20 protein-coding genes are annotated in these 23429 nt (G+C 68.1%); 8 read left to right on the top strand and 12 right to left on the bottom strand.

What is annotated here, in order from left to right:
- The first annotated feature begins 207 nt into the window (after positions 1-207).
- The gene (locus ACFOSH_RS38135; protein ID WP_378245587.1) at positions 208-3333 is read left to right on the top strand and encodes an ATP-binding protein; all 3126 of its coding nucleotides are present in this window, start codon (positions 208-210) and stop codon (positions 3331-3333) included.
- 19 nt (positions 3334-3352) lie between these two features.
- Here ACFOSH_RS38135 and ACFOSH_RS38130 read toward each other — a convergent pair whose 3' ends face one another.
- From ACFOSH_RS38130 to ACFOSH_RS38110, 5 genes are all read right to left on the bottom strand, one after another.
- Positions 3353-4204 carry an ABC transporter permease gene (locus ACFOSH_RS38130; protein WP_378245585.1) on the bottom strand — a complete coding sequence of 284 codons (852 nt, stop codon included), beginning with the start codon at positions 4202-4204 and terminating at the stop codon, positions 3353-3355.
- A complete protein-coding gene (locus tag ACFOSH_RS38125) occupies positions 4201-5181 on the bottom strand; it encodes an ATP-binding cassette domain-containing protein (protein WP_378245583.1) in 981 nt (326 codons plus the stop codon). Before ACFOSH_RS38125 ends, ACFOSH_RS38130 begins: the two co-directional genes overlap by 4 nt.
- 23 nt (positions 5182-5204) lie before the next feature.
- A complete protein-coding gene (locus ACFOSH_RS38120; protein WP_378245581.1) occupies positions 5205-5777 on the bottom strand; it encodes an NADPH-dependent FMN reductase in 573 nt (190 codons plus the stop codon).
- Between the two features lie 101 nt (positions 5778-5878).
- Positions 5879-6778, bottom strand: a complete 900-nt coding sequence (locus ACFOSH_RS38115) for an ROK family protein (protein ID WP_378245579.1) — start codon at positions 6776-6778, stop codon at positions 5879-5881.
- Complete coding sequence (locus ACFOSH_RS38110; protein ID WP_378245577.1) at positions 6775-8184, bottom strand: APC family permease; 1410 nt, start codon at positions 8182-8184, stop codon at positions 6775-6777. The genes ACFOSH_RS38115 and ACFOSH_RS38110 overlap by 4 nt, the downstream gene beginning before the upstream one ends.
- Before the next feature lie 216 nt (positions 8185-8400).
- On the opposite strand from ACFOSH_RS38110, the gene ACFOSH_RS38105 reads away from it, so the two are divergent.
- On the top strand, positions 8401-8925 hold the full coding sequence (locus ACFOSH_RS38105) for a hypothetical protein (RefSeq protein WP_378245575.1): 525 nt from the start codon (positions 8401-8403) through the stop codon (positions 8923-8925).
- Entirely contained in the window at positions 8922-9833 is a 912-nt protein-coding gene (locus tag ACFOSH_RS38100) for a hypothetical protein (RefSeq protein WP_378245573.1), read from the top strand. Before ACFOSH_RS38105 ends, ACFOSH_RS38100 begins: the two co-directional genes overlap by 4 nt.
- A 6-nt stretch (positions 9834-9839) precedes the next feature.
- On the opposite strand, the gene ACFOSH_RS38095 is transcribed toward ACFOSH_RS38100, so the two are convergent.
- The gene (locus ACFOSH_RS38095) at positions 9840-10748 is read right to left on the bottom strand and encodes an alpha/beta hydrolase family protein (protein WP_378245571.1); all 909 of its coding nucleotides are present in this window, start codon (positions 10746-10748) and stop codon (positions 9840-9842) included.
- 109 nt (positions 10749-10857) lie between these two features.
- Here ACFOSH_RS38095 and ACFOSH_RS38090 point away from each other — a divergent pair, with 109 nt between their 5' ends.
- The gene (locus ACFOSH_RS38090; protein ID WP_378245569.1) at positions 10858-11937 is read left to right on the top strand and encodes a J domain-containing protein; all 1080 of its coding nucleotides are present in this window, start codon (positions 10858-10860) and stop codon (positions 11935-11937) included.
- A gap of 35 nt (positions 11938-11972) precedes the next feature.
- Here ACFOSH_RS38090 and ACFOSH_RS38085 read toward each other — a convergent pair whose 3' ends face one another.
- The 5 genes from ACFOSH_RS38085 to ACFOSH_RS38065 form a co-directional block, all read right to left on the bottom strand.
- Positions 11973-12731 (bottom strand): ESX secretion-associated protein EspG, encoded by a 759-nt coding sequence (locus ACFOSH_RS38085; protein WP_378245567.1) that lies wholly within the window; start codon positions 12729-12731, stop codon positions 11973-11975.
- 67 nt (positions 12732-12798) lie between these two features.
- Positions 12799-14118, bottom strand: a complete 1320-nt coding sequence (locus ACFOSH_RS38080; protein WP_378245565.1) for a hypothetical protein — start codon at positions 14116-14118, stop codon at positions 12799-12801.
- Entirely contained in the window at positions 14115-14756 is a 642-nt protein-coding gene (locus ACFOSH_RS38075; RefSeq protein WP_378245563.1) for a DUF3558 domain-containing protein, read from the bottom strand. The genes ACFOSH_RS38080 and ACFOSH_RS38075 overlap by 4 nt, the downstream gene beginning before the upstream one ends.
- Positions 14753-15328 carry a hypothetical protein gene (locus ACFOSH_RS38070; RefSeq protein WP_378245561.1) on the bottom strand — a complete coding sequence of 192 codons (576 nt, stop codon included), beginning with the start codon at positions 15326-15328 and terminating at the stop codon, positions 14753-14755. Before ACFOSH_RS38070 ends, ACFOSH_RS38075 begins: the two co-directional genes overlap by 4 nt.
- Before the next feature lie 198 nt (positions 15329-15526).
- Positions 15527-18025 (bottom strand): M14 family zinc carboxypeptidase, encoded by a 2499-nt coding sequence (locus ACFOSH_RS38065; RefSeq protein WP_378245559.1) that lies wholly within the window; start codon positions 18023-18025, stop codon positions 15527-15529.
- Between the two features lie 236 nt (positions 18026-18261).
- On the opposite strand from ACFOSH_RS38065, the gene ACFOSH_RS38060 reads away from it, so the two are divergent.
- Positions 18262-18948, top strand: a complete 687-nt coding sequence (locus ACFOSH_RS38060; protein WP_378245557.1) for a DUF998 domain-containing protein — start codon at positions 18262-18264, stop codon at positions 18946-18948.
- 44 nt (positions 18949-18992) lie between these two features.
- Here ACFOSH_RS38060 and ACFOSH_RS38055 read toward each other — a convergent pair whose 3' ends face one another.
- Positions 18993-19592 carry a hypothetical protein gene (locus ACFOSH_RS38055; protein ID WP_378245555.1) on the bottom strand — a complete coding sequence of 200 codons (600 nt, stop codon included), beginning with the start codon at positions 19590-19592 and terminating at the stop codon, positions 18993-18995.
- 692 nt (positions 19593-20284) lie between these two features.
- Here ACFOSH_RS38055 and ACFOSH_RS38050 point away from each other — a divergent pair.
- Genes ACFOSH_RS38050 through ACFOSH_RS38040 form a run of 3 tightly spaced genes read left to right on the top strand, consistent with a single transcriptional unit; the run spans position 20285 to position 22973 of the window.
- Complete coding sequence (locus ACFOSH_RS38050; RefSeq protein ID WP_378245611.1) at positions 20285-21571, top strand: helix-turn-helix transcriptional regulator; 1287 nt, start codon at positions 20285-20287, stop codon at positions 21569-21571.
- Entirely contained in the window at positions 21568-22323 is a 756-nt protein-coding gene (locus ACFOSH_RS38045; RefSeq protein WP_378245553.1) for a hypothetical protein, read from the top strand. Before ACFOSH_RS38050 ends, ACFOSH_RS38045 begins: the two co-directional genes overlap by 4 nt.
- Positions 22320-22973, top strand: coding sequence for a dCTP deaminase (locus tag ACFOSH_RS38040; protein ID WP_378245551.1), 654 nt, complete (start codon positions 22320-22322; stop codon positions 22971-22973). The genes ACFOSH_RS38045 and ACFOSH_RS38040 overlap by 4 nt, the downstream gene beginning before the upstream one ends.
- Positions 22974-23429: the final 456 nt, after the last annotated feature.

The following is a 23429-nucleotide window of genomic DNA, read 5'->3' as shown; positions in this document are numbered from 1 at the left end:
CTTGTTCGCCCGACGGGGCACGAACTTCGACGGCTGTTCACCCGCCGTCCCACTCGATTCGTCACGTCCAGGAAGTCGGATTCGGGCCACGGAAGGTTCCCAGTGACCGGGAGACGTCGGTCACGGGCGGTCACCACGGATCGCCGGTAACGCCTGACAACGGGCCGGCGTCGTGAAAGTGTCGGACCCTACTGGGAGGATTCGGACATGTCAGCCGCTCTCATCGGACGCGACCACCCCGCCGGGGTGCTCCGCGCGGAGATCGCCCGTGCCGCCGAAAGCCACGGCGGGCTGGTGCTGGTCACCGGCGAGGCCGGGATCGGGAAGACCACGCTCGTCACAGGCGCCGCCGAGGAGGCGAAGCGCCTCGGCTGCCTGGTGCTCAACGGGTCCTGCTGGGACTCGGCGAGCGCGCCGGGCTACTGGCCGTGGACGCAGGTGGTGCGTGGGCTGCGGCGCGCGGTCGGGCAGGGCCGCTGGGCCGCGATGGCCGACAGCGAACTGGACGTCCTGCTCGGCGAGACCCGCGGCGACGGCGCGGCGGACGGGTTCCGGCTGTACGACGCGGTGACGAGCGCGTTGGTGGCCGCCTCCCAGGATCTGCCGATCGTGGTGGTGCTCGACGATCTGCACTGGGCCGACGCCGCGTCGCTGCGGTTGCTCGAGTTCGCCGCGCAGCACACCTGGTACGAACGGCTGCTGCTGATCGGCACGTACCGCGACGTCGAGGTCGAGACGACCGATCACCCGCTTCGCTCGCTCGTGCTGCCTCTGCTCGCGAAGGCCACTTCGGTCACTCTCACCGGGCTCGAACCGGATGAGGTCGGCGCGCTCATGGCCAGGACAGCGGGCGCGGAACCGGACGGCGCGCTGGTCGCCGAAGTCCACCGTCGCACCGGCGGCAACCCGTTCTTCGTCGAGCAGACCGCGCGGCTCTGGCACAGCGGCGGCTCCGCCGAGACCATCGCACCCGGCGTGGCCGACGCGTTGCAGCGGCGGCTTTCCCTGCTCCCCCAACCAGTTCTCGATCTGCTGACCACCGCGTCCGTACTCGGCCGGGAGTTCCACCGCAGACTGCTCGCGGGCGTGGCGTCGGCACCCGTGCCCCAGGTGGACAGGCTGCTCGACCAGGCCGTCGCGGCGCGGCTGGCCGTGGTGCACGGCCAGGGCCGGTTCGCTTTCGCCCACGACCTCGTCCGCGAGACGCTGTACGCGAGCCTGTCCGAAGCGGAACGTCGGAAACAGCACGCCGCGGTGGTCGCGGTAGTGCGAGAGGCACCGAAGTCGCCGGACCGGCTCTTCCCCGCCGACAAGGCCCGCCACGCGCTGCTGGCCGGACCGGAAGTCGATCCGGACGAGGCCGTGGACCTGTTGCTGGCCGCGGCGATGGACGCCACCGGCCGGATGGCCACCGAGGAGGCGGCCGGGCACTACCGGCGGGCGATGGAGATCATCGAGGATCCCCGCCCCCGGGCGGTCATCGCGCTCGAACTGGGCGCGCATCTCACCCGGCACCACGAGACCGAAGAGGGCCGAGAGGTCCTCGACGCGGCGTCGGCGCTCATCCGTGAACTCGACGAAGGCGACCTGCTCGCGCGACTCGCGCTGACCCTGATCCGGTCCGACCACAAGGGGCTCCGGGTCGAGGAGACCACCGCCCTGCTCATCGAGGCACACCGGCGACTCTGCGGCGGGGGATCCGGCGGGCCCCGCTCCGTCGAGGAGATGACGCAGGATCTGACGGCGCACATCCTGATGACAGCCCGTGACGATCAGGACGACTCCGCGCTGTTGTTCGGGCTGTGGGCCCGGCACGACGCGATCTGGGGCCCGGGCACCGCCGCCGAACGGGAACGGCTCACCGACGAACTGATCGCGGTCGGGCGCCGCACGGGGAACGCGGAACTGGAACATTTCGCGTCGTCGTTCAAGTGGGTGGCACTGCTGGAACAAGGCGATCCGCGCTATCTCGGGCAGTACCACGACTTCGTCGCCATGGCGGACACCGGCCGCGTGCCGAGTTCTCATCTGGCGTCCATGATCGATCAGTGCATCATCGCCACCATCCAGGGGCGATTCGACGAGGCCGAGGCGTATCTCCAGCAGGCGATCGAAGGCCAGTCGGCCGACGCCCACCCGTTCTTCTGCGACGTCAGGCAGTTGCAGCGCTGGACCCGCTGGTGCCTGGAAGGCCGGTTCGACGACCTCGCCCGGTTGCACCGGGAGATGTCCCGCGAAGGCTATTCCTACAACCGCGTGCTGGAAGCGATCACCGCCGCGCAGGCCGGAGACGCGGGGGAAGCCGTGCGGCTCACCGACTTGGCGGCTGATGCGAAACCCTATCCGCGCGATCTGGAGGCGATGTGGTTGCGCTGCCAGGCGCAGACCGCGGCTGTCTCCCGCGATCCGGAACGGTGTGAGACCGCCCGCCAGCTTCTGGTCCCCTACAGCGGAGAATGGCTGGTTTCGCTGTATGGGTGCGAAACCGGTGGCCCGGCAGATCTCTGGCTGGGCAGGCTCGACCTCGCGCAGGAACGCTGGAACGACGCCGTGGACAGGTTGCGCCGCGCCGCGCGTTCGGCCGAGCTGCTGCGGGCCGCGGCCTGGACGGTGGAGGCCGAATCCTGGCTGGCCGAGGCTTTGCTCGGCCGGAACCTCGAAGGCGACGCGTCCGCCGCGAAAGCCCTCTTGTCCGAAGTGGACGGAGATGCCGCCACACTCGGCATGCGGCAGGTCGCGGCCAGGGTGGCGCGGATGCGGCAGGAAGCGCGGGCGCCGGCCGCGCAGGTGGCCGAGTTCCGCCGCGACGAAGCCGTCTGGACACTGCTTTTCGACGGCGTCACCGCGCACCTTCCGGATTCGAAAGGCTTGCGGGACCTGCATCTCCTGCTCGGCAGACCGGGTTCGGAAGTACCGTCCGTGCGGCTGCTCGATCCCGAAGGCGGCGAGGTGGTCGTCGCCGCGAAGAGCCTCGGCGGGGACGCTGTCCTCGACGACGAGGCGAAGGCCCGGTATCGCGCACGGCTGGACGAGCTCGACGAACTGATCGACACCGCGACCGGGCTGGGTCAAGACGCCCGTGCCGCGGCACTGGATCGCGAACGGGACGCGCTGCTGGCCGAACTGCGGTCCGCCGCCGGGCTCGGCGGCCGCACCCGGCGGCTCGGCGACGAAGCCGAACGCGCCCGCAAAACGGTGACCGCCCGGATCCGGGACACCCTGCGCAAACTCGACGAACAGCACCCGGCGCTGGCCGCGCACCTGCGCGCGTCGGTCACCACCGGGTCTTCGTGCCGCTACGCGCCGGAAGACAAGGTCCCCTGGCGGCTGTGAGCCGCCAGGGGACCCGGGTTCATTTGCGGTTGTAGAGCCGCATCGTCAGCGTGCCGAAGACCGCGAGGAGGACCGCGCCGGCGATCAGCACCCAGGTGATCTCGCCGCCGTCCCAGTTGCCGTCCATCATCGAGCGGACCGCCCCGACCACGTGGGTCACCGGGTTGACGTCGACGAAGGCCTGCAGCCAGCCCGGCATCGTCTCCGGGTTGACGTAGATGTTGCTGAGGAAGGTCAGCGGGAACAGCACCATCATGCTGACGCCCATCACCGACTTCTCGCTGCGCAGCAGCAGGCCGAACATCGTCCAGATCCACGAGAACGCGAACGAGAACGCCAGTAGCAGGAGGATCGCGGCGGCCACGCCGCCGACGCCGCCGCCGGGCCGGAAGCCCATGATCAGCCCGACGCCGAGGATCACCAGCGCCGCGATGAGGTAGCGCAGCATGTCGCCGAGCAGGTAGCCGACCATCGCCGCCGGCCGCCAGATCGGCAGCGTGCGGAACCGGTCGAAGACCCCCTTCTCGATGTCGGTGTTGACCGCCACCCCGGTGTACATGGTGATCATCAGGATGCTGCTCGCCATGATGCCCGGCAGCACGAACTGCAGGTACTCCGTCGGCGAGCCGGACAGCGCGCCGCCGAACAGGTAGGTGAACATCAGCGTCATCATGATCGGGAACGCCGTGACGTCGAACAGCTGCTCGGGCACGTGCTTGATCTTCAGCATCGCGCGCCACCCGAAGGTGATCGAAGCCGACAGCGCGCTGGGTCGCTGAGGACGGTTCTTCGAGATCAGGACGGCGGCGAGGTCCTCGGGCTTCGGTGCCGCGAGAACGGGTTCGGTTTCTTTGACTGCCGTGGTACTCAAGCTGCACTCTCCTCAGGCGTGGCGGTGCGGTCGGTGAGGGCCAGGAAGACCTCGTCGAGGCTCGGCTGGCCGAGGGAGAAGGTGTCGACGACGATGCCCGCGCGGGCGAGTTCGGTCAGGGCGCGCGCGGCGTGCTCGGCGGCGCCCTGTTCGGTGCTCTCGCCCGAAAGCCGGGCGGTCAGCGAGAGCGGGTCCGGTTCGAGCACCACCTGCGCCTCCAGATTGCGGACGAGCAGCGCTTCGGCTTCCGGCCGCTGGTCCGCCTCGCGCAGCCGGACGTGGACCGCGCCCGCGCCGACGGACGCCTTCAGCTGGCCCTTGGTGCCTTCGGCGATCACCTTGCCGTGGTCGATGACGGCGATCCGCGACGCCAGCTGATCGGCCTCGTCGAGGTACTGCGTGGTCAGCAGGACGGTGGTGCCGTGCTGCACGATCGCGCGCACGATGTCCCAGACCTGGTTGCGGCTGCGGGGATCGAGCCCCGTCGTCGGCTCGTCGAGGAAGAGCACGTCCGGGGTGTTCAGGATGCTCGCGGCGATGTCGATCCGCCGCCGCATCCCACCGGAGTAGTTCTTCACCTGACGCCCCGCGGCCTCGGACAGGCCGAACGCCGCCAGCAGCTCCTCCGCCCTCGCACGGGCGGCCGGTTTGCGGTGCCCGGTCAGCCTGCCGATCAGCACCAGGTTCTCGGTCCCGGTCAGTTCTTCGTCCACTGAGGCGTACTGCCCGGTCAGGCTCACCATGGCCCGGACAGCGTCGGCCTCGCGGACGACGTCCTTGCCGAAGATGCGCGCTTCGCCCTCGTTCGGGCGGAGCAGGGTCGCGAGCATCTTCACCGCGGTGGTCTTGCCCGCGCCGTTCGGCCCGAGGACGCCGTACACGGCACCGGCCGGGACCTTCAGGTCGATCCCGTCGACCGCCCGGTTTTCCCCGAACACCTTGACCAGCCCCGAGGCTTCGATGGCCAGTTCACTCATTTTCCTTGTCCTTTCAGAAGCTTTCAGCAGACGTAAGGGCGCGCGGCTCGCGCTTCTCGCAGGGCGAGGCCCCACCAGACGAGCTCGTCGAGCAGGGTGGTGACGGCCTGTCCTTGGCCGTCGATGTCGAAAGGGGTGCCATCACGGGCGAAGGTGCCGTCGAGGAGGTTGAAGGCGACTGTGTCCCGCATGGTCACCGTGTGCAGCTCGGTGAAGATCGAGCGCAGCTGCTCGACGGCGTAGAGACCCTGTGACCGGTAGCCGTAGGAGACGAAGCCGACCGGCTTCGCGCGCCACTCGTCGTAGGCGCAGTCGATCGCCTGCTTGAGCGACGCCGGGAAACTGCGGTTGTACTCGGGAGTGACGACGACGAACGCCTCCGCCTCGTCGACCAGCCCCGCGAACCGCCGCATGTCGGGCGTCGGCTGTTCCGGCAACCAGGCGGGCAGGGTGAAGTCGGTCAGGTCGAGGACTTCGACGACGAGGTCGTCCCGCCCTTCCGCGCGGCCGGTGAACCACTTGCCGACGGCGTCCCCCACCCGCCCCTCGCGAGTGCTGCCGATGATCACCGCGACCCGTAGCGGACTGGCGTTCATGACCGACCTCCTCTCGCCTCACCCCCCAGGCGCGAGAAAGCCGCCGGATGTTCGCTAGATCGGATCTAGCGAACATCCGGCGGCTTCGGTCGGTGATCTCGCTACGCGTCCAGCGCGATCGCGATCGCGCCCAGCAGGGACGCGTCCTGGTCGAACTTCGCCGACACCAGTTCCGGCGGGAACGGCACGGCCCTGGCCAGCCGTTCCCGCAGCGCGGGCAGCAGGATGTCGGCCGAGCGTACGAGTCCCCCGCCGACGGCGACGCGCTGCGGGTCGAGCGCGATGGCGAGGTTCGCGACGTGCATCGACAGTTCGTCGAGTGCCGCGCCGACCAGTTCCTTGGCCTGTGCGTTCTCCCTGGCGAGGCCGAACAGCTCACCCGCGGTTACCGGGCGGCCGAGCAGCACACTCGCCCGGCCGCCCAGCCCACGCCCACCGACGGCTTCCTCCAGCGGCGCCGCTCCGCTGGCGAACCCGTCGGTGTCCTGCGGTGAGAGGAGGTTGTACCCGATCTCTCCCGCAGCGCCATTCGCGCCGGCCAGCAGCCGGCCGCCGACCAGGACCGCCGCGGCGATCCCGGTCCCCAGCGAGAGGAACACCGCCGGATCGGTGTCCGCCAGCGCCCCCCATCGCCATTCCGCGAGCGCCGCCGCCTTGGCGTCGGTGCCCACCTCGATCGGAACCCCGCCGAACTCGTCGGCGACGAGTTCCCGTAGCCGCAGTTCCTCCCAGCCCGGCACGTTGGGGGCCAGCAGGATGCGGTCCTCCAGCACGATGCCCGGGCTGACGACGCCGATCGCGACAAGGTTGTCGGCGGCGCCTTCGTCGGCGAGCAGTTTCCGCGCGGCGGCGAGCGCACGGCTCACCACCTGTTCGGCGCCCGCTTGCGCGTCGGTGTCGAGCCGCCGGGTGACCAGCAGGCTCCCGGCTCTGTCCGCCAGCCCGATCGCGACCTTCGTCCCGCCGAAGTCGATCCCCAGGATCAACGCTTCCCCCGTCACTTCCCGTTCCCCTCTTCCGCCCCCGCGAACGATTCCTGAATTCCCTTGGGCCCGAACGGCCACACGCGCTCCGTCTTCGCGTAAGCGAGGAACGCCGCCACGCCGATCGCGATCCACCCCACCGAGAGCCCGATCGAGAGCCAGGTGGCGGAGAAGTAGATGTAGACCCAGCCGAGCAGCGCGATGATCGTCGGGATCGGGTAGAGCCATTGGCGGTACGGCCGGTCCAGTTCCGGACGCCGTCGCCGTAGCACCACGATCGCCGCGACCTGGGCGAGCGACTGGACGAGCACGAGCACCGTCACCGCCGCGTTGATCACCGCGGTCAGCGTGAACAGCGAGCCGATCGCGGCGATGAGGCCCATCGTCAGCACCCCGGCTGTCGGCAGGTTCAGTTTCGGGTGCAGCTTGGCGAACACCGGCAGGAACACCTTGTCGCGCGCGGCCTCGAACGGGACCCGCGAGCCGCCGAGCAGGCCGGCGAACACCGAGCCGATCGCGGCGATCACGATGAACACGGTGATGACCTTGGCCGTGCCGGTGCCCCACGCCTGTTCCAGCACGGTGGAGGCGACCGACGTGGCGGTCTTCAGCTCCTCCAGCGGGATCGAGCCGAGCACGCCGAGCTGCAGCAGGAAGTACAGGCTCATGATGCCGAGGATCGAGAGGATGATCGACCGCGGCAGCGTCCGGCCCGGGTCACGCACCTCGCCGCCGAGGTAGGCGCTGGTGTTGTAGCCGAGGTAGTCGTAGATGGCGATGATCAGGCCCGCGCCGAGCCCTGCCCAGAACGCTCCGCCGTCGAACGAGAACGCGCCCGGGGTGAAGGCGAACGCCTGCGCGCCGTCGAAGTGGGTGAAGGCCGCGACGATCACCGAAAGCACGGCGAACAGCATGATCGCGAACAGGACGGTGGTCAGCTTCCCGATCTCGCCGATCTTGCGGAACAGTGCCAGCACGATCAGCGCGATGACGCCGAGGCCGATGACCTTGCCGAGCCCGGTCGTCCCGCCGTCGTCGGCGACCCCGGGGATCAGGTACCCGAGGTACTGGACGAGGCCGATGATGCCGGTGGACATGATGAGCGGGATGAACAGCACCGCGCTCCAGGCGAACAGGAACGGCATGAGCCTGCCGGTCCGGAAGCCGAACGCTTCGCGCAGGTACACGTAGGTGCCGCCGGCGCCCGGGAGGGCGGCGCCGAGCTCGGCCCAGATCAGGCCGTCGGCCAGCGCGATGAGCGCGCCGATGAGCCAGCCGAACATGGCCTGCGGGCCGCCGAGGGTCGCCACCATCGCCGGGATGGTGACGAACGGGCCGATCCCGCACATCTGGGTCATGTTGATGGCGGTCGCCTGCAGCGGCCCGATCTTCCGCTCGAGCCCCGGCCGCGGGGATGAACTCAAAACGCGCCTCCCTATTAGTTAGTAAAGTTTCTTAACATAATTTGCGGCGTGTCGGAAGGCCGGTCCGCAAAGTTGTCGCACTCCGGTCACCCCGGAATTGCCCGAAAGGGCGGAATCACCCGGAATACGCCCGAACGGACCAGGCCGGGACGTATCAGGGGGTCGCCGTTCCGCGTCCTTACCCAGAAGGACGTCTTCCCGAGGACGGTGAGGTCCATGAAACGGCTGTTCAGCGCGGCGATGGCGATCGCCGCTCTCGGCTTCGCGGCGGCTTGCGGCGGAGCGTCCACTCCCCACGACACGGATCCGGCCGATCCGACCACGGACACCGGGGTGACGACGGAGATCGCCCCGACGGCGTCCCCCGAGGAGTCCTCACCCGGCGGGCTCACTCCGAGGCCGGGGACCGCTCGCGGCGGGCACACCGAAGAGCCCCGTCCACCTGTCGTCCCCGGCAGTCCCATCAAGTACAACAGCGACCTGCTCGGCACAGATCCCGACACGGCGGAGAAAGCGATCGGGCAGAACCTCGAAGACCTCTGCAAGAGCCCCCGCCGGTGTGGCGTTTCGATCGTGACCGCGGGCAAGGGCCACTGCATCCGCAGCATCGGCCCGAATCCGGTCTACCCCGGCAAGACGATCACGATCCAGGCCCGGCTGTGCGAGACCGAGACCACGGAGGAAAGCCAGTCGCCTTCGAAGTCGGAAAGCGGGAAGCCGAGCGAAACCACGAGCGGATGAGCACGCGGCGGGGCCTCCGCGCGGCCGCGCCGCCGGTGGCCGAACCCGCGGCGGGCCCGGCACACGCGCTCCGGCTGGTCGGCGCCGCGCTGGCCAACACGACCCTGCTCACCGCGTTGCTCTACTACTTCGGGCTCGTCGAGACGCAGACGTACTTCGGCTACTTCCGCGTGCACTACACCCTGCTCGGCCAGACCCCGGACGAGATCTTCGGGCGGGGCGTCGACGGGGTGCTCCTGCCCCTGACCGGCGCGGCGGGCGCGATACTGCTCTTCCTGGTGCTGACCCGGTTCCTGAAGATCCGCCTCGGCGAGGTCCCGTGGACCCGGCTGCTGCGGATCTGCTCCCCCGTCGCCGGCGGCCTCGGCCTGGTGCTGCTGGTCTCGACGACCGCGATCGCGCTCGACCCGGAACCCTTTCGCGACTATCCCGGCGTTCCCGGGCTCGGCTTCGCGATCGGTGTCCTGATGACGCTGTTCTCCTGGCGCCACTGGACCTCACGCAGGACGGGGAGCGCCCGCGCGAGCCTGGCGGAACTCGTGACCGGCTACGTCCTGGTGAGCATCGGCCTCTTCTGGGCCGTCGGCGACTACTCGGGAGCCGTCGGCACGACCCGCGGCTTCGAGGCCGCCGGGGTGATCCCGACGAGACCGGCCGCGACGCTGTACAGCGCGGAAAGCCTCAACCTCACCGCGAACGGTGTCCTGGAGGTGAAGTGCGCCGATCCCGAAGCCGCCTACAAGTACCGGTACACCGGGCTGAAGCTGCTGCTCCAGTCCGGCGGGCAGTACGTTTTCCTCCCGGCGAACTGGCGGATCTCGACCGGCGTCGCGTTCGTGATCCCCAAGACCGAAAAGCAGCGCCTCGAATTCGGCCCGTCCCGATCGGTCCCGCCACCCGGCTGCTGACGCTCGTCAGACCAGGTGAGTCCCGAACCATTCGGTGACCGCCTTGTCGACCTGCTTCGCGATCGGCAGTTGCGGCGCGGGCTCGATACCCGGCTCTTCGGCCAGCGGATGCGCGAGTCCGGCCACCCTGGTCAGGCGGACGTCGTCCGGACGGGTGTACCGCTCTCGCAACGCGGCGACCAGGTCGTCGGCGTCTGCGCGCAGCGACGGGTGATCCTCCTCGCCGCTGACGAGTACCAGCGGAACTTGCTTTTCCCGCGCCGAGATTTCACCCGATCGTGCGACGAAGTCGAGCTGATCCGCCGCCTGTTCCGACTCGTCGTTCCACGGATACGGCTGCTCCAGCAGGCCTTCCACCAGTCCGACCACCGAACGCGCCCGTACGGCGGGGTTGACCAGGGCGGCCGCGCGGACCGGGATCTCGCGCGTGGCCAGGATCGTCAAGGCCACGGCACCGCCCAGCGAACCGCCGACGACGGCCATCCGGGAGGTGTCGAAGCCGAAGCGTTCCCGCAGTTCGGCCAGCGCGGCGGGAAATTCCAGCGCCGCCTGCCGGACGAACGGGTCGACGTAGGCGAGCATCGCGTCACGGCGGGCCCTGTCGACGACGGCGTCCATGGTGCCGTCGACCATTCTCGCGCCGCACAACGGCATTCCGAGGTACACCCGCCACGCCGGCACTCCCGCCAGCGGCAACGCGGCCGCGAACGCCGCGTCCGAGCGGGGCGAATCGATCATGTGCCACGCCACGACCACCGGTGCGGGGCCGCTGACCTCGGCCGATGGCGGCAAGACGGTGAACGGTACCCCCGCTGCCGTGCCTGTGACCGGTTCTCCCACCACTGTCCTTCCCCGTACGCTGTCGATCTCCACGATATCCACGACGCACCGGAGGCGGACCTCGTTCCGCCACAAGCGAAACAGTATGCCCGCGACGTCACCCCGACGCGCCGCGGAGGTGGTTGCGGGTGGGCGGCGGCGGCCGAATAGTGTTGCGGCCCGGCCCATTGGAGGTGAACCGCCCGTGCCCGATGTCGACTACTACGAAGTGCTCGGCGTGGGCAAGGCCGCCTCGGTCACCGAGATCAAGACCGCGTACCGGCGGCTCGCGAAGTCACATCACCCGGACACCGGGGGCTCCGCGCTCACGTTCCAGCTGGTCCGCGAGGCCTACGACACGCTCAGCGATCCGATGCGGCGCGCGGGCTACGACGCGGACGGGCGCTCCGTGCGTGTGCCGATCAGGCCTCGGCCGAGACGTCGCTTCGGCGAGGAACCGGGCTACGAGCCCGAGCCGGTCGTGATCGATCCGGAAGACCTCGAATGGTGGGAATTCGCCGCACAGGACGGGCGCGTGCGCCACGGACGGCGGCGCGGCCCCGGGCACACCCCGGTCGTGGCGGCGGTCGGCGGCATGGTGCTGGTGCTGCTACCGGTGCTGACCGGCGTCGGCTTCTCGGCGCCCACGCTGATCATCTGGCTGATCCTGACCGCCGGAACGGCCCTGCTGGTGCAACGGCTCGCACGCGGCTACCTCGCCGCCTCCCGCGCCAAGAACCGGTTCGCCGCCGAATTCGGCGGGAAGCGCGTGTTCGGCACCCCCGGCACCGAGACCGACGAACTCGCCGAACGGCTCACCGCCGACCTGCTCGAGCGCTACCTGACCCGGCTGCCCGGCGCGCGGATCTTCCACGGCCTCTCGTGGCCGGACTCCGTGTTCGCCGACGTCGACCACGCGGTGCTGTGCGGGAAGCGGCTCGTGCTCGTCGAATCGAAGCTGTGGCTGCCGGGACACTACGAAACCGACGACGACGACCGCCTGCTGCGCAACGGCCGCGCCTTCCGCGGCGGCGGGAGCAGGCTGGCCGAAAGCCTCGCCGAATACCGGCGGATCCTGCCGGGGGTCACGTTGCGCGGGGCGATGGTCGTGTACCCGAGCCGGACCGGTGAGATCACCACGGATCTCAACGATCCCTCCCCCACGCCGCCGATGACGCCGGAGCAGTTCCTGCACGAGATCGGTGGCTGGCTCGCGGCGGAGCCGTCCACTGTGGACACGGCGACGATGCGGGTGGTGCGGGACCGGGTGGTCGGCACCGGCTGAGGCCGGTGTCTCGCCTCTGAGCCGCGGAAACCCGGTCAGCCGCCGAGGCCGTTCATGGTGCTGTTGATCGTCACCACCAGCTCGCTGCCGGTACCCGGCATCATCACCACGTCACCGTGCCCACTCGCATACGTCACGATCCGCCCGCCATCGTCGGCGAGGTCGATCGCGGTGATCGGCGAACTCCGCACTCTTTCGCCGTTGTCACGGCGCGCGGTGTAGAGCTGGTGCACCGCCAGCCGAGGCCGGGCGAGCACCTGGGCGAGGTGGTCGCGGTCTCGGGTATCGACAGGCTCGGCCAACGGGTCACTCCGGTCGTGTTCAGGATCGTCGTAAAACGCCTGCGACATGCTCACCGCCCGCACCGAAGCGCCCGGCACCCGCGGCAGCGTCTCCACCAACGCGGTGGCGTGCCGCCGATCCTCGATCGGCGCGACCGCGACCACTTCGTCGCTGATGATCACCCGCAACGCGTCCCCGCTCTGGGAGGCGATCAGGATCGAACAGCTCTTCCCGTCCTCGAACACACTGAACGCGTACCACTCTCTGTCGGGGTGGCCCAGCGCCGCCAAGCTGGTGCGCCACAGAGGATTCAGTCGCCCGTTGCGCGCCAATCCCAAGGTTTCCAGGTCGGCGAGCGCCCGGTCTTCCACCGTTCGGCGGGCGTCACCGGTGCTCCAGTAATGCAGATTCGTACCGAACGCCGGAGGTAGCTCCGCGCCGGTATCGATCATGTTCCACGCAGCCAGGAACATCATCTTGGGCAGGATGACGGGACGATCAAGAACAGCCACGATAAGCACACTCCGACGTGAACCGACCGAATACGGAACAAACCCAGATCAGGCGGGGACCAAGGGGTCACGCGCCGATCGTCGGCGGCGCCGGGGGCAGTCCCGTGGTCGGGTCCACGTCCTCCTTGTCAGCCTCAGGGAACAAGCTCTCGTCCTGTACGAATTTCCTTTGGCGTTCCCTGTCTTCTTCCTTCGCTCCGCGCCCCATCCCCGGAGCCATCCCCGCAGGGCCAGCCGTCGGGCGACCACCCGCGCCGCGGCCGGCACCGGCACCACCGCGCCCCGGTTCTTCGACGAGGCCACGTGCGCCGGTTTGGCGACCACCACCAGGCGATCCGGTATCGCCAGGCTTCCCGACACCACCCAGTCCACCGACACCGCCCAGTCCGACCGGACCGTTGATCAGGTTGTTCAGCCCGCCCGTCGTCGGGCCACCGCCCAAGCCGGGAACATGAGTGGCCGGAGTATTCGGCAGCGACAGCCCGGCACGCGGGTCGAGTGGGGTGTAACCCGCCGCCGTCGTCCCGTCACCGACGTGGCCACCGCTCGCGGCAGGCACGTCGACCGAGGCAGGACCGCTCGCCGGGCCGGAACCGGTATGCCCGGGGCCGGGGACCGAACCCGGAGGTGGCGCGCCACCCACCATCGGTGTCACCGGAGCCCCACTTGACCGCGCCGGGTGACCATCGCCGTTGTCGCTGCGCTCACCGAAGCCACGCACAGGGGTCGGGTCGCCTGACGATGACGAGCCGAACTCCGGGGATATCTGCCCATAGTCGGTCTTGAGTCCGCTGCCCTGGCCCTCCAGATGTGCCGCGTATCGATCATAGATGGCTTTGTTGGCTTCCGCTGTTTTGTTGTAGCGCTCGATCGCTTTCTCGGTGTCCGTATCCCACGGCATGGCCACATCGAAGAAACTCTTGTCAGGCCGGTCGCCCATCGGCCGCATCGACCCTTTGGCCTGATTGAACCCGTTCGCGGAATCGGAAACATTGGTTCCGTTGTCGTTGAACAACTCCCCCGCCGAATCGATCGCATCGGCGAAAATCTTGGTGCGTTCTCGCGCACCCTCCGCGGCCTTTCCTGTCCACGCGGGCTCCAAGTTGTTCAGCATCTTCGACAGGCTCGCGGCTACCTGACTGTGCTTGTTCGACGCGAGATGGGCGGTGTCGCCGCTGTCGTCCCAGCTTGAACTGTTCCCGCGCATCATCTCGACGACGACTTCGGGAATCGGCACCGCCTGCACACCGACGTTACCCTGGACCACGTCCCCGGCCCACTCGATCGCGTCCCGAGCGGTCTTCACGATCGCGGTGCCGACCTTCTCCGCCTCATGCACCAGGGCCTTGGCGGCGTTTCCCAGCTGATCGAACGGAAACATCGTCAAGCACCCGCCTTGGCCTTCAAGGTGGTCACGACGGCATTCGCGGCCTGAACAGCGGCGTCACACGGCTCGATGGCACCGATCTTGGCGCGTCCCAGGGAAACCGACACATCGACGGCGAGGTCGTCGGCGATGCCGACCGTCACGGCGCAGAAGTCCGCCGGTGGCGTTTGGCCGGTTTGGCCGGCATGGCCGACAGCGGGAAACCCCTGGATATCGGCGAGTGGTTTCCAGACCGCGGCCTTGGGTTTGGTGTTCTGGTAGACACCGCTCAAGCCGAAGCGAGGGATCGTGGCGTAGGCGACTCCGACTTGAGAGCCCCGTTCAGGATTCGTCCATCCGCAGTCAGGGCCGAAATTAGGCGTCTCGCCGGGCTCGGTATCCACCGGAGAACCAAGAAGGGTCTTCACCTGGTCCGCCGTAAGCGCGTCAGAACAGGGCTTGCCGGACAACACGGTCGCCGGAAGCGGAGCGGTCACCTTGGGCGCTCCCGCATACGGCAGCCCGGGGGCGGCGGATGAACCAGGAGGGTTTTCCGACGAGGGCATCTTTCCGTCCTCAGGGCCCTTCCCCGCACAGCCGGACATCACTATCGCCCCGGCCGCGAAAAATCCCAAGGACACGACAAGACGGCGCGTCATCCGATTACTCCCCCTGTGCTGGATTCCGTCGCAGGCGACCGCTCGCCCACCTTGGTCATATCGTCGGCAGCGGCCGCGTCACGGCCAGTGATCTTCTTGAACGCTTCTTCGATCTTGCCGATCAATTCTTTCAGGTACGCGATTTCCACGTCGATGTGAGCGATTCCCTGACCGAAGGCGCCCGCCCCGCTCACCAACCGGGCGTTGTACGCGACACTCGCGGGATCCCTTGCCGGCGGCCGCACCGCACGAAGGCTTTCCGTTTGCCGCCGTAGGGCCTCGAGGGCTTTCAGAGCCTCCCTGGCTTGACCGAGCATGCCATTCGCTTCAGTCGGGGCCAGACTGTAGCCCCCGCTGCCCCCATAGGACCCTGCTTCCCATGAAGCCTGCTCGTACTCGACGGCCCTCTCGTACTCGCGACCCGGCTCCGCGATCGCGAAATCAACCCCCGACAACCAAGGGTCGACCCGTCTTTCTGGATGTGTCACGGCTGCTCGTGTCCCCTCGCGCATGGCCCTCAACACTTCGTCGCGACCGATCAGCCCCTGATCCGCTAGGCCGATCAGCCGCACCGATCACCGTAGCGGATCGGTCACCCACAGTGGAGAGGCTCGAGGGAAACCCGTAAGTAACAAGCCGCTTCCGAACAAAACAAACAGGCATCGCGGGAAAGGACCTTTTACAGAACCGCAGACCAGACCCCCGACACGAGTGAAGGCCCCCTTCCCTCGATTCAGCTGAGGGAAGGGGGCCTTCACGTGGCAAAGCGACTACCGGACCGAGCGCTCCTTCTTCTCACGCGCGGACCGGGTGCAGACCTCACCGACGTCGACCGTCTGGCCGCGGTCGACGTAGACGTCCGCCAGGCCGACGAGCTTGCCCTTCGGCGACGAGCAGGTCAGCTGGTACGCCTCCTTCGGGCCGTAGGTCGGCGGGATCGGCGACTGGAACGACACACCGCCGGTCCAGTCGTCCACAGTGGACGGATTCGCCTGGGCGTAGTTGACCAGCACGGCCCGGTAGTCCCCGGCGGGCGGGTCGTACAGGATCGCGTGCTCTTCGGTGGTCGAACCGTTCGCCGACGACGACACCATGTTGCCCGCGGCGTCGAAGACGTACAGGTCCCAGTCACTGTCCTGGCTGGCCCACTTGACGTCGACGCTGAACTTCCCGTTGTCCACCTTCGGCAGCCCGTCGACGTGGAACGTGAAGCTCTCCGAAGCCGGGTCGGTCGGGTAGTTCGTGTTGACCGCGGGCACGCCCGCCGGGTTGGTCACCGCGATGCCCGCCTGCGCCGGACCCTGCGGCTCGCGGCCGTAGCGGCCCGCGACGTAGGGGCGGGTCGACGGGTTGATCGACCACGCGAACCGGCCGCCGGTCGAGGACAGCGACGAGTTCAGGTTGTCGGTCACGTAGATCGGCGGCTTCGTCGAGCCGTCCGGCTGCACCACCGGGGCGGTCGGCGTCTGGAAGGTCTTGTGCAGCTTCAGCTGGTAGCCCTTCGGCGCCGTGCCGATCAGCGTCGAGTGCGCCGCCGGGTCGGCCGCGTTGGCCAGCATGTCGATGAAGGCCGCACGGTTACCGCCCTTGCCCGCACCGGCGGCGGGAGCGACGCCGGTGTACTCGGCGACGACACCGGCCTGGAACGGCGGGTGGAACTCGGTGTCGCCGATCTCGAACGTGAAGCCCCAGCCACCGGTGGCCCAGTACGACCAGTCCTCGGTCGAGCCTGTCGTGTCGTAGAGCGCCCACGACGGCTGGCTGGTGTATCCGTTGCGCGAGGCCATCTTGTCACCGAGCGCCTTGTACGCCGGCTCGTCGAGCGGCGGGCGGACGGCGGCGACACCCGGGACACGCAGCACCAGGTTCGAGAAGGTGTGCAGCGTGATCAGGTTGGTCACCTGGCGGTTGGACACGATCGAGCGAATGTTCTGCGTCTCGGGCTCGGAGAACGGGCCGGAACCGCGGAAGGTGTCGCTGCGCCACAGGGTCGACGCGCCGGCGCCGCCCCAGAAGCCCGCGTAGTTGCGGTTCGGGTCGGTGCCGCGTTCACGGCCGCCGGGGTTGGCCTTGCAGACGCCGGTCGCGAACTCCTTGGGTGAGTCGTTGACGTTGCAGTTCTTGCGCTTCATCTCGTAGTCAAAGCGCGAAAAGTCGCCCTTGGGCTCGGCTTCACGGGAGATTTCGAAGCCATCGGCGTTGACGATCGGCACGATGATGTTGCGCGTCCGGCCGACCAGGCCGCGGACGTCGGGGTTGTTGCCGGTGTAGCCCTTGACCAGTTCGTGGGCCCATTCCATGGCGTGCTCGCCCGCCGGCCACTCCCGGGCGTGGTGCACGCCCATGGTGAAGTTGACGGGTTTGCCGTCCGTGATGTTCTTGACGTCGGTCGCGATCTCGAGACCGACGACGTCACGGCCTTCCCAGGTCGGCTGCGGCAACGTGAACGCCGTGACGAGCTTGGGGTTCTTGCGGGCCAGTTCCTTGACCTCGAACTGGTAGTCGTAGAGGTGCCGGTAGCTCGTGCGCCCGGACGGCAGGGTGGAGCCCTGCGTCTTCGCGGCGTACTCGCGGTCGGTCTTGGCGTTCTGGATCGACTTCGCCGAAAGGTCGGCCTCGACCACCTTCGACTTGAAGCCGTTGTCCGCCAGCGTCTTGCGGTCGGCGTCGTTGGCGAGGACGACCTCGACGCCGGTGGCGTCAGCCTTCTCGGTGACGTCCAGGCCGAGCCGGAGGAGTTTGTCCTTGTCCTGTTTGGCCGGGGTCTCGACCCGGACCAGTTCGGCGCGCTGCGGCGCGGGCGCGGCGCCGGTCGGTGTCCCCTGCGGCGTGAGCGCGAGGAAGTCGACCCCCAGGAGCGCGTCGCGCGTCTGCCCGTCGTAGCGGCAGGTCTGCACGACCAGTTTCTGGTCCTTCTTCACAAAGCCTTCGGCGAGTTCGTGACTGCGCAACGCGGCGGATGCGGCGACCACGGCGCCGGTCGCCTTGTCGAAGACCGCGAGGTCCCAGTCGCCCTCACCGCCGCCACGAGGCGCGATCCGCGCCTGCAGTAGACCGTCTACTGTGGACGTGAACTCGCGGCGATCGGTGCCGGACGTGCCCGGCTTCTGCAACGCGGCGAAACAGGACCGAGCCACGGCCTGATTGGCGCGCACCACGTTGTCCGCGGCCCCCGCCGTCGTGGCCGACGGAAGTGCCACGAAGGTGCCGGCGAGCACCAGGGTCGCCGCCGTCCATCCCGCTCTTCGCCGGTTTGGTGAATACCCCACAGACTGACCTCCTTGGACAGTCCGGTGACCGGGTGAGGTCACCGGTAGCGAGACCCTAGACCCGAGACCCCACCCGAGGGACCCGCCACAAGTCGCCTGCACTTCTTTCGGCCCAACGATCTCACCGACCGTGCCGGAACGATCACTGCCCATGGACACCGTAGAATGGGACTTTCCTGTCGATTCCGACAGGAAGTCCTAAGAAAACCTTCAGGTTGGGTGGTTACCTTTCAACCATGACGACGCCCCAGGTCACCGCCAGGTCCCCGCTGGCACCGCTGGCCGCCGTGGTCTCGGTCGCCGGCGGAGCGCTGCTGATCCTGCTGCTGCAGGTGCTCCCCGCCACCAGCGGTATCAGCCCGGTCCGCCGCACCATCAGCGAATACGCGCTGAGTGAGAACAAGTGGATCTTCGACGTCGCGGTCCTGCTGGTCGCGTTCGGCTCGGCGATCGGGTTCGGCGCGCTGATCCGCCGCAAGCACCTTCCCGCGCTGTCCGCGGCGTCGGTCTTCTGCGCGCTCTGGACGGTGAGTCTGGTGGTGATCGTGGCGTTCCCCAAGAACAACTGGGCCATCGGGCCCAGCGCCGGCGGGACGGTGCACCGGATCGCGAGCGTCGTGGCCTTCGTCTGCCTGCCGCTGGCCGTGTGGTTCGCCGCGAAAGCCGTCTTCCCGTCCTCTCCCGCGCGCCGCGCGGTGACCCGGGTGCTCGCGGTGTCGGCACTGGCCTGGTTCGGCGTGATCCTCGGGGCGATCGTGGTCTCGATGAACGGCGGCAGGCCGTGGTGGCAGGCGATCCCGCTGGGACTGGTCGAACGCGCGATGGCACTGACCGGGCTGATCGCGCTGGCATCGCTGCTGATCCCGTCCCGGATGGCCGTTCCCGTCACGAAAGAGGCAGAAGCGCTGCGGATCGCGTCCTGAACCGCGAACACCGCGCATGCCCGGGAGCATGCGCGGTGACGGGTTCATCCCCGCGCGACGCGAGGAATCCCTCCGACGTACCCGGGGATGGGAACGGCGGCCTCGTCCTCGTCCGCGTCCTTGCGCAAGCGCGCGGTGCAGACCGAAAGGTGCACCACGTCGGCGCGTTTGTGATGGCGGTACACGTGGACGTCGGTGGCGAAGCACGCCGCGGCGAGCAGGGCCCGCCGCTGCTCGATGCGGTCGTAGCCGACCCCCGCCGGGCAGAACACCGTGACCTCGATTTCGTCACCACGCGGCTTGGTCCACAGGATCACCGGCAGCTTGCCGTCGAGCGTGCACACCCTGGCCCGGGCGAACCCGGTCCGAAGCCGGTGCTGCACGACGACCGAGCGGAGCCGGTCACGGAGAAAGCGCCGCGCCGCTTTCCAGTAGAACAGCCAGTTCGCGACGCAGAACAGCACGACCGCGGCCCAGATCGGGCCGACCGCCTGGAAAAGGGTGAACAACGCGTACGGGAGGACGAGCAGCGCGCCGATCTCGTACCGCCAGTGATAGAGGCCGGTGAACGGGTTGGGCCGTCTGACCACCGTGACCTCCCTGGCCAGCTCGGCGATCGCCTGGGGTTCCTGCCAACGGCTCATGACCTTCCTCCTGTCCGTCCGGCGGTGTGCTCGGCGGCCACGGCCGCCGCGGGAAGAGAGCGGACGACACCGGCACCGGCGCAGTCCGGGCAAACGGCGTCCTCGTAGGGCCACCACCCCGTGCCTCCGCACGGTTCGCACGCGTGCACGGTGTCCCAGCGAGGATCGCGGTAGACGTGGCGCCTGCTCCCCGGGACGCGGGTCACCTGCCAGCCGCGTGCGGTGGCTCTGGCGTCTTCGTCGGACGCGAAAAGCCATTCGTGGAAACGTTCGAGAAGCCGATCGAACCAAGATCGGGGTGCTGCCGTGTGGTTCTCGTGGTGGGACATGAGGTTCACCCCCGATACTGCGAAACGCGGACTCGGGTCGGCACACACGACGCCTACTCCGGCATTCGTGTGGCCCGCAGACGACTCGAACCGGATCGGATGCGCAGCGTCACATTCAGATGGCTGTCAGCATCCGCTTTCCGGTCGCGCCCGGGTCGCACCGGCCCTGGTCGCCGGGTGGGTCACGCACCCCGGGACCTGGTAGAACAGGGCCGGTCGCGGCCTTTCCCACGTTGTGACACGACGTTGACCGAGGTGCCAGCGCGGTCCGATTCGATTGCTGTACTCTCGCCGTTGTGTGCACGTTCAGTCACCGCCCTACATTGCCTACCCGAGGTAGGTAAGCCCGTGTCTAGTGCCTACATCAAGCCTACATCGGCCGGGGACCGGCCGGTAAGCCCCGATGCGGAAACCGTTACCGCGTCGGATGTCGGGCGTGAGCTGCGGCGGCTGCGCAAGGCCGCGGGCGAAACGCAGGCGGAAACCGCCCGGATCATCGGTGTCACCAGGGCGAACCTGACCCAGTGGGAGACCGGCAAATACCTCCCGTCGGCGCACAACGCCCGCCAGCTCGACGACCATTTCCGCGCCGTGAACGCGCTGTTCACGCTGACGGAGACCGCCCGATCACCCCATGACCACTCCCCGCCGGCCGCCGGCGACGCGGGCGTCATCGACACTTCCCGTTCCCTGCTGCAGGTCTTCCACACCGTCGGTGCCAGGCTCGCCGAACTCCTGATCCGCGACGAGCACGGCAAACCGCTCGGCTGGCGGCAGAACCTGCAGCGGAAGACCGCTCCGACGGTGCTGAGCACCGCGTACGGGATCAGCACGATGCAGTTGGTAGGCGAGCCCTACATCGACCTACATCCCCTGATCGAAGGCCTGCACCAGCGGCGCTCCGACTACGGCTGGCGAGGCCGTCCGGAAGGCAAATGGCCGGAGACCACCGCCGCCGTCCTGGACGCGTTGTTCCGCGCGGACACCACGCTCTCGGTCGACGACGGTTTGGAACTGCTGGAACATTCGCTGGACCCGTTCAGCAGGACTCGCCCTTATCTGCTGGCGACGACTCTGCAGACAGCGGTGCGCATGCGGCCCGACGCCGAGCTGACCGACAGACTCATCGACTATCTGCTGGCCACCAGGCTCGACTTCGACGGCGACCGGCTGTGGCCGGAGAAGAACGAAGCGGGACTCGTGGCACCGGAGCCATCCGTGGCGCACACCGCCCGGGCAGTGGTCGTGCTCCGCGACGTGCTGCGAAACCGCGATGATCGCAACGACGTCCTGGAGGCGGCCGACGAAGCCACACAATGGCTCATCGACCGGTCTCATCCGGACGACGCCGTGGCCGAGGACCTCGAGAGGCCTCGCCCCGACGGTGACGGAACCGCCCGGATCATCATCCGGCACTTCACCTCCGCCTGGGTCGTCCAAGCGCTGGCCGTCGCCCCCTTCCTGCCACTCCCCCGGCTCAACCGGGCGCTCGGAACCCTTTGGGAGCGCTACGACGCCGATCAGGGGCTGTGGGCCTGGGGAAGTGGCGACCTACCCATCTGGCAGACGCTGGACGCCGTCACAGCCCTCCGAACGGCCGCGCTCGCCGTGGCCGCGCCCCCGCTCAGCCCTCCAGGAACGGCTCCATGACCAACACCCCCTTCTCGTCCACTCCCGCCGATTCCTCAGGCACGCACGCGTTTCTCCGTGGCATCACGGATTCGCGGCCCGGTGACGGCGTCGTGGACCTGCCGTGGCTCCGAAGCGCGGCACACCGGGTCCAAGACGACCCCGGCACCTTCCTTTCCTGGCTGGAAGACATCCTCCAGAACGAGGAATCCGTGCGTGGAGCGGCGAAGCGCTCCTATTGGCACCCCAACGGGTTCGCCAAAATGGTGCTGCACTCGTCGGCCGAATTCCGGATCCGGCTTCATGTCTGGCCGGAAGCCGTCGAACCGTCCTGCGGCGAGTCCAATCCGCACAGCCATCGCTGGGAATTCGCTTCGACCATCATCGCGGGCGAAGGCATGGACATGGTCGAGTACGGCGAGACCAGCGAAGGCGGAGAGCTTCATACCAGGTACTGGTACGGGGTCGATCCGGCCGACCCCGCGGCGCTGCGGCGCGACGGGCAAGCTCACCTCGAGAGGTTGCGAGCACCGCGCGTCCGACGCGGGCAGGTCTACTCTTGCGATACCGAGGTCGTGCACACCGTCCGGCCGATCGACGCGAGCCTCACCGCGACCCTCGTCGTGCAAGGGCCTCACCTCTCGGCGAAAACCGTCGTCTATTGCCTGCCCGGTCAAACCGACGACCAGCCCAATGGTGAATTGACCGAAGAGGACTTCCGCGTTCTCGTCAAGTCCGTCGTCGCCGCGTTCGGCAAGCGGGTTTCGTCATGACCACGCTCCAGCCCGTCCCGGCGAACCCGCTCTCGGAGCTCGATTTCGGAGATCGGCGAATCGAACGCGGTGTCCTCACCGACTGGGAGATCAGGAAGGCCCGGAACGACGGCGATCTATCCGTCCTGCCGTTCGACGGTACGCTGATCCGTCCTGCCGCGATCAGCCTGCGGCTGGGCGACAAGGCCTACAGCCTGGTGTCCACCGGCCCCGTCGACATCGCCGACCAGGCCACGTACCCGGACCTCGTGCCGAAGGAACTGGATGACCAAGGCCGGTTACGGGTGGAACCCGGCGAGGTCGTCCTCGCCCCGACCCTGGAACGCATCGGGCTCTCGAACCGGCTGGCCGGGCTCGTCGACGGCACCAGCGATTACGCTCGCCTCGGCGTCAGCGTGGTTCTCTGCGGCCAGGTCAGTCCCGGCTTCGGCAGCGGCAACGGCGCTGTCCTGACCCTGGAAATCGTCAATCATCTTCGCCATGCCGTTCTCTTGCATCCGGGCGCCAGAATCTGCAATTTGATGCTGTTCGCCTCCGCCGGAAGCGAAGAATCCTACGACCGGATTCCGCACAACTATTCGAACGACCATTTGGTCATGCCTTCCCGCTTGGCCGAACGAATGGAACGAACCCACAATTCCAGCAACTAGTCAGTTCATCCTCCTGGCGAGCAGACAGGCGAAATAGTCGCAACTACGCTCCTTGGTTCCGGGCCCCTTTGCATACTTGGGGAAGGGGTGAAGGTCGAGTTTCCTCGGCTGAGCCGAGGGAAGGGGGCCTTCACGCGCAACCGCTGTGACTACTGGTGCGCGTGGGGCAGATGTGGCGATACACAACCTCCTTGAGGGACCCAGGGTCCCTCAAGGAGGCCTTCACGGACTTCAAATGGGCGACGTCACCGAGTCGGTCGAGTCTCGTGAGTGGTGAATACAGTTCTAATGGACCCGTATTTGCCTACCCGCTGGGATCTGGCGTCTTCGTGGTGGATGGAAGGGTGTGACGGGGGAAGATTTCGGACGTTGAGGGCGCGCCGATAATCAACTCGCTGGTTTGATCTTCGTTGGTGGGGTGATGCCGGTGTTGATGGCGTGGTTGGTGAGGTCTGT

It is taken from the genome of Amycolatopsis speibonae, from assembly GCF_042647925.1.
Taxonomy (GTDB): domain Bacteria; phylum Actinomycetota; class Actinomycetes; order Mycobacteriales; family Pseudonocardiaceae; genus Amycolatopsis; species Amycolatopsis speibonae.
Note: the sequence above shows the minus strand (reverse complement) of the source record. Positions and strands in the feature narration are given on the sequence as shown.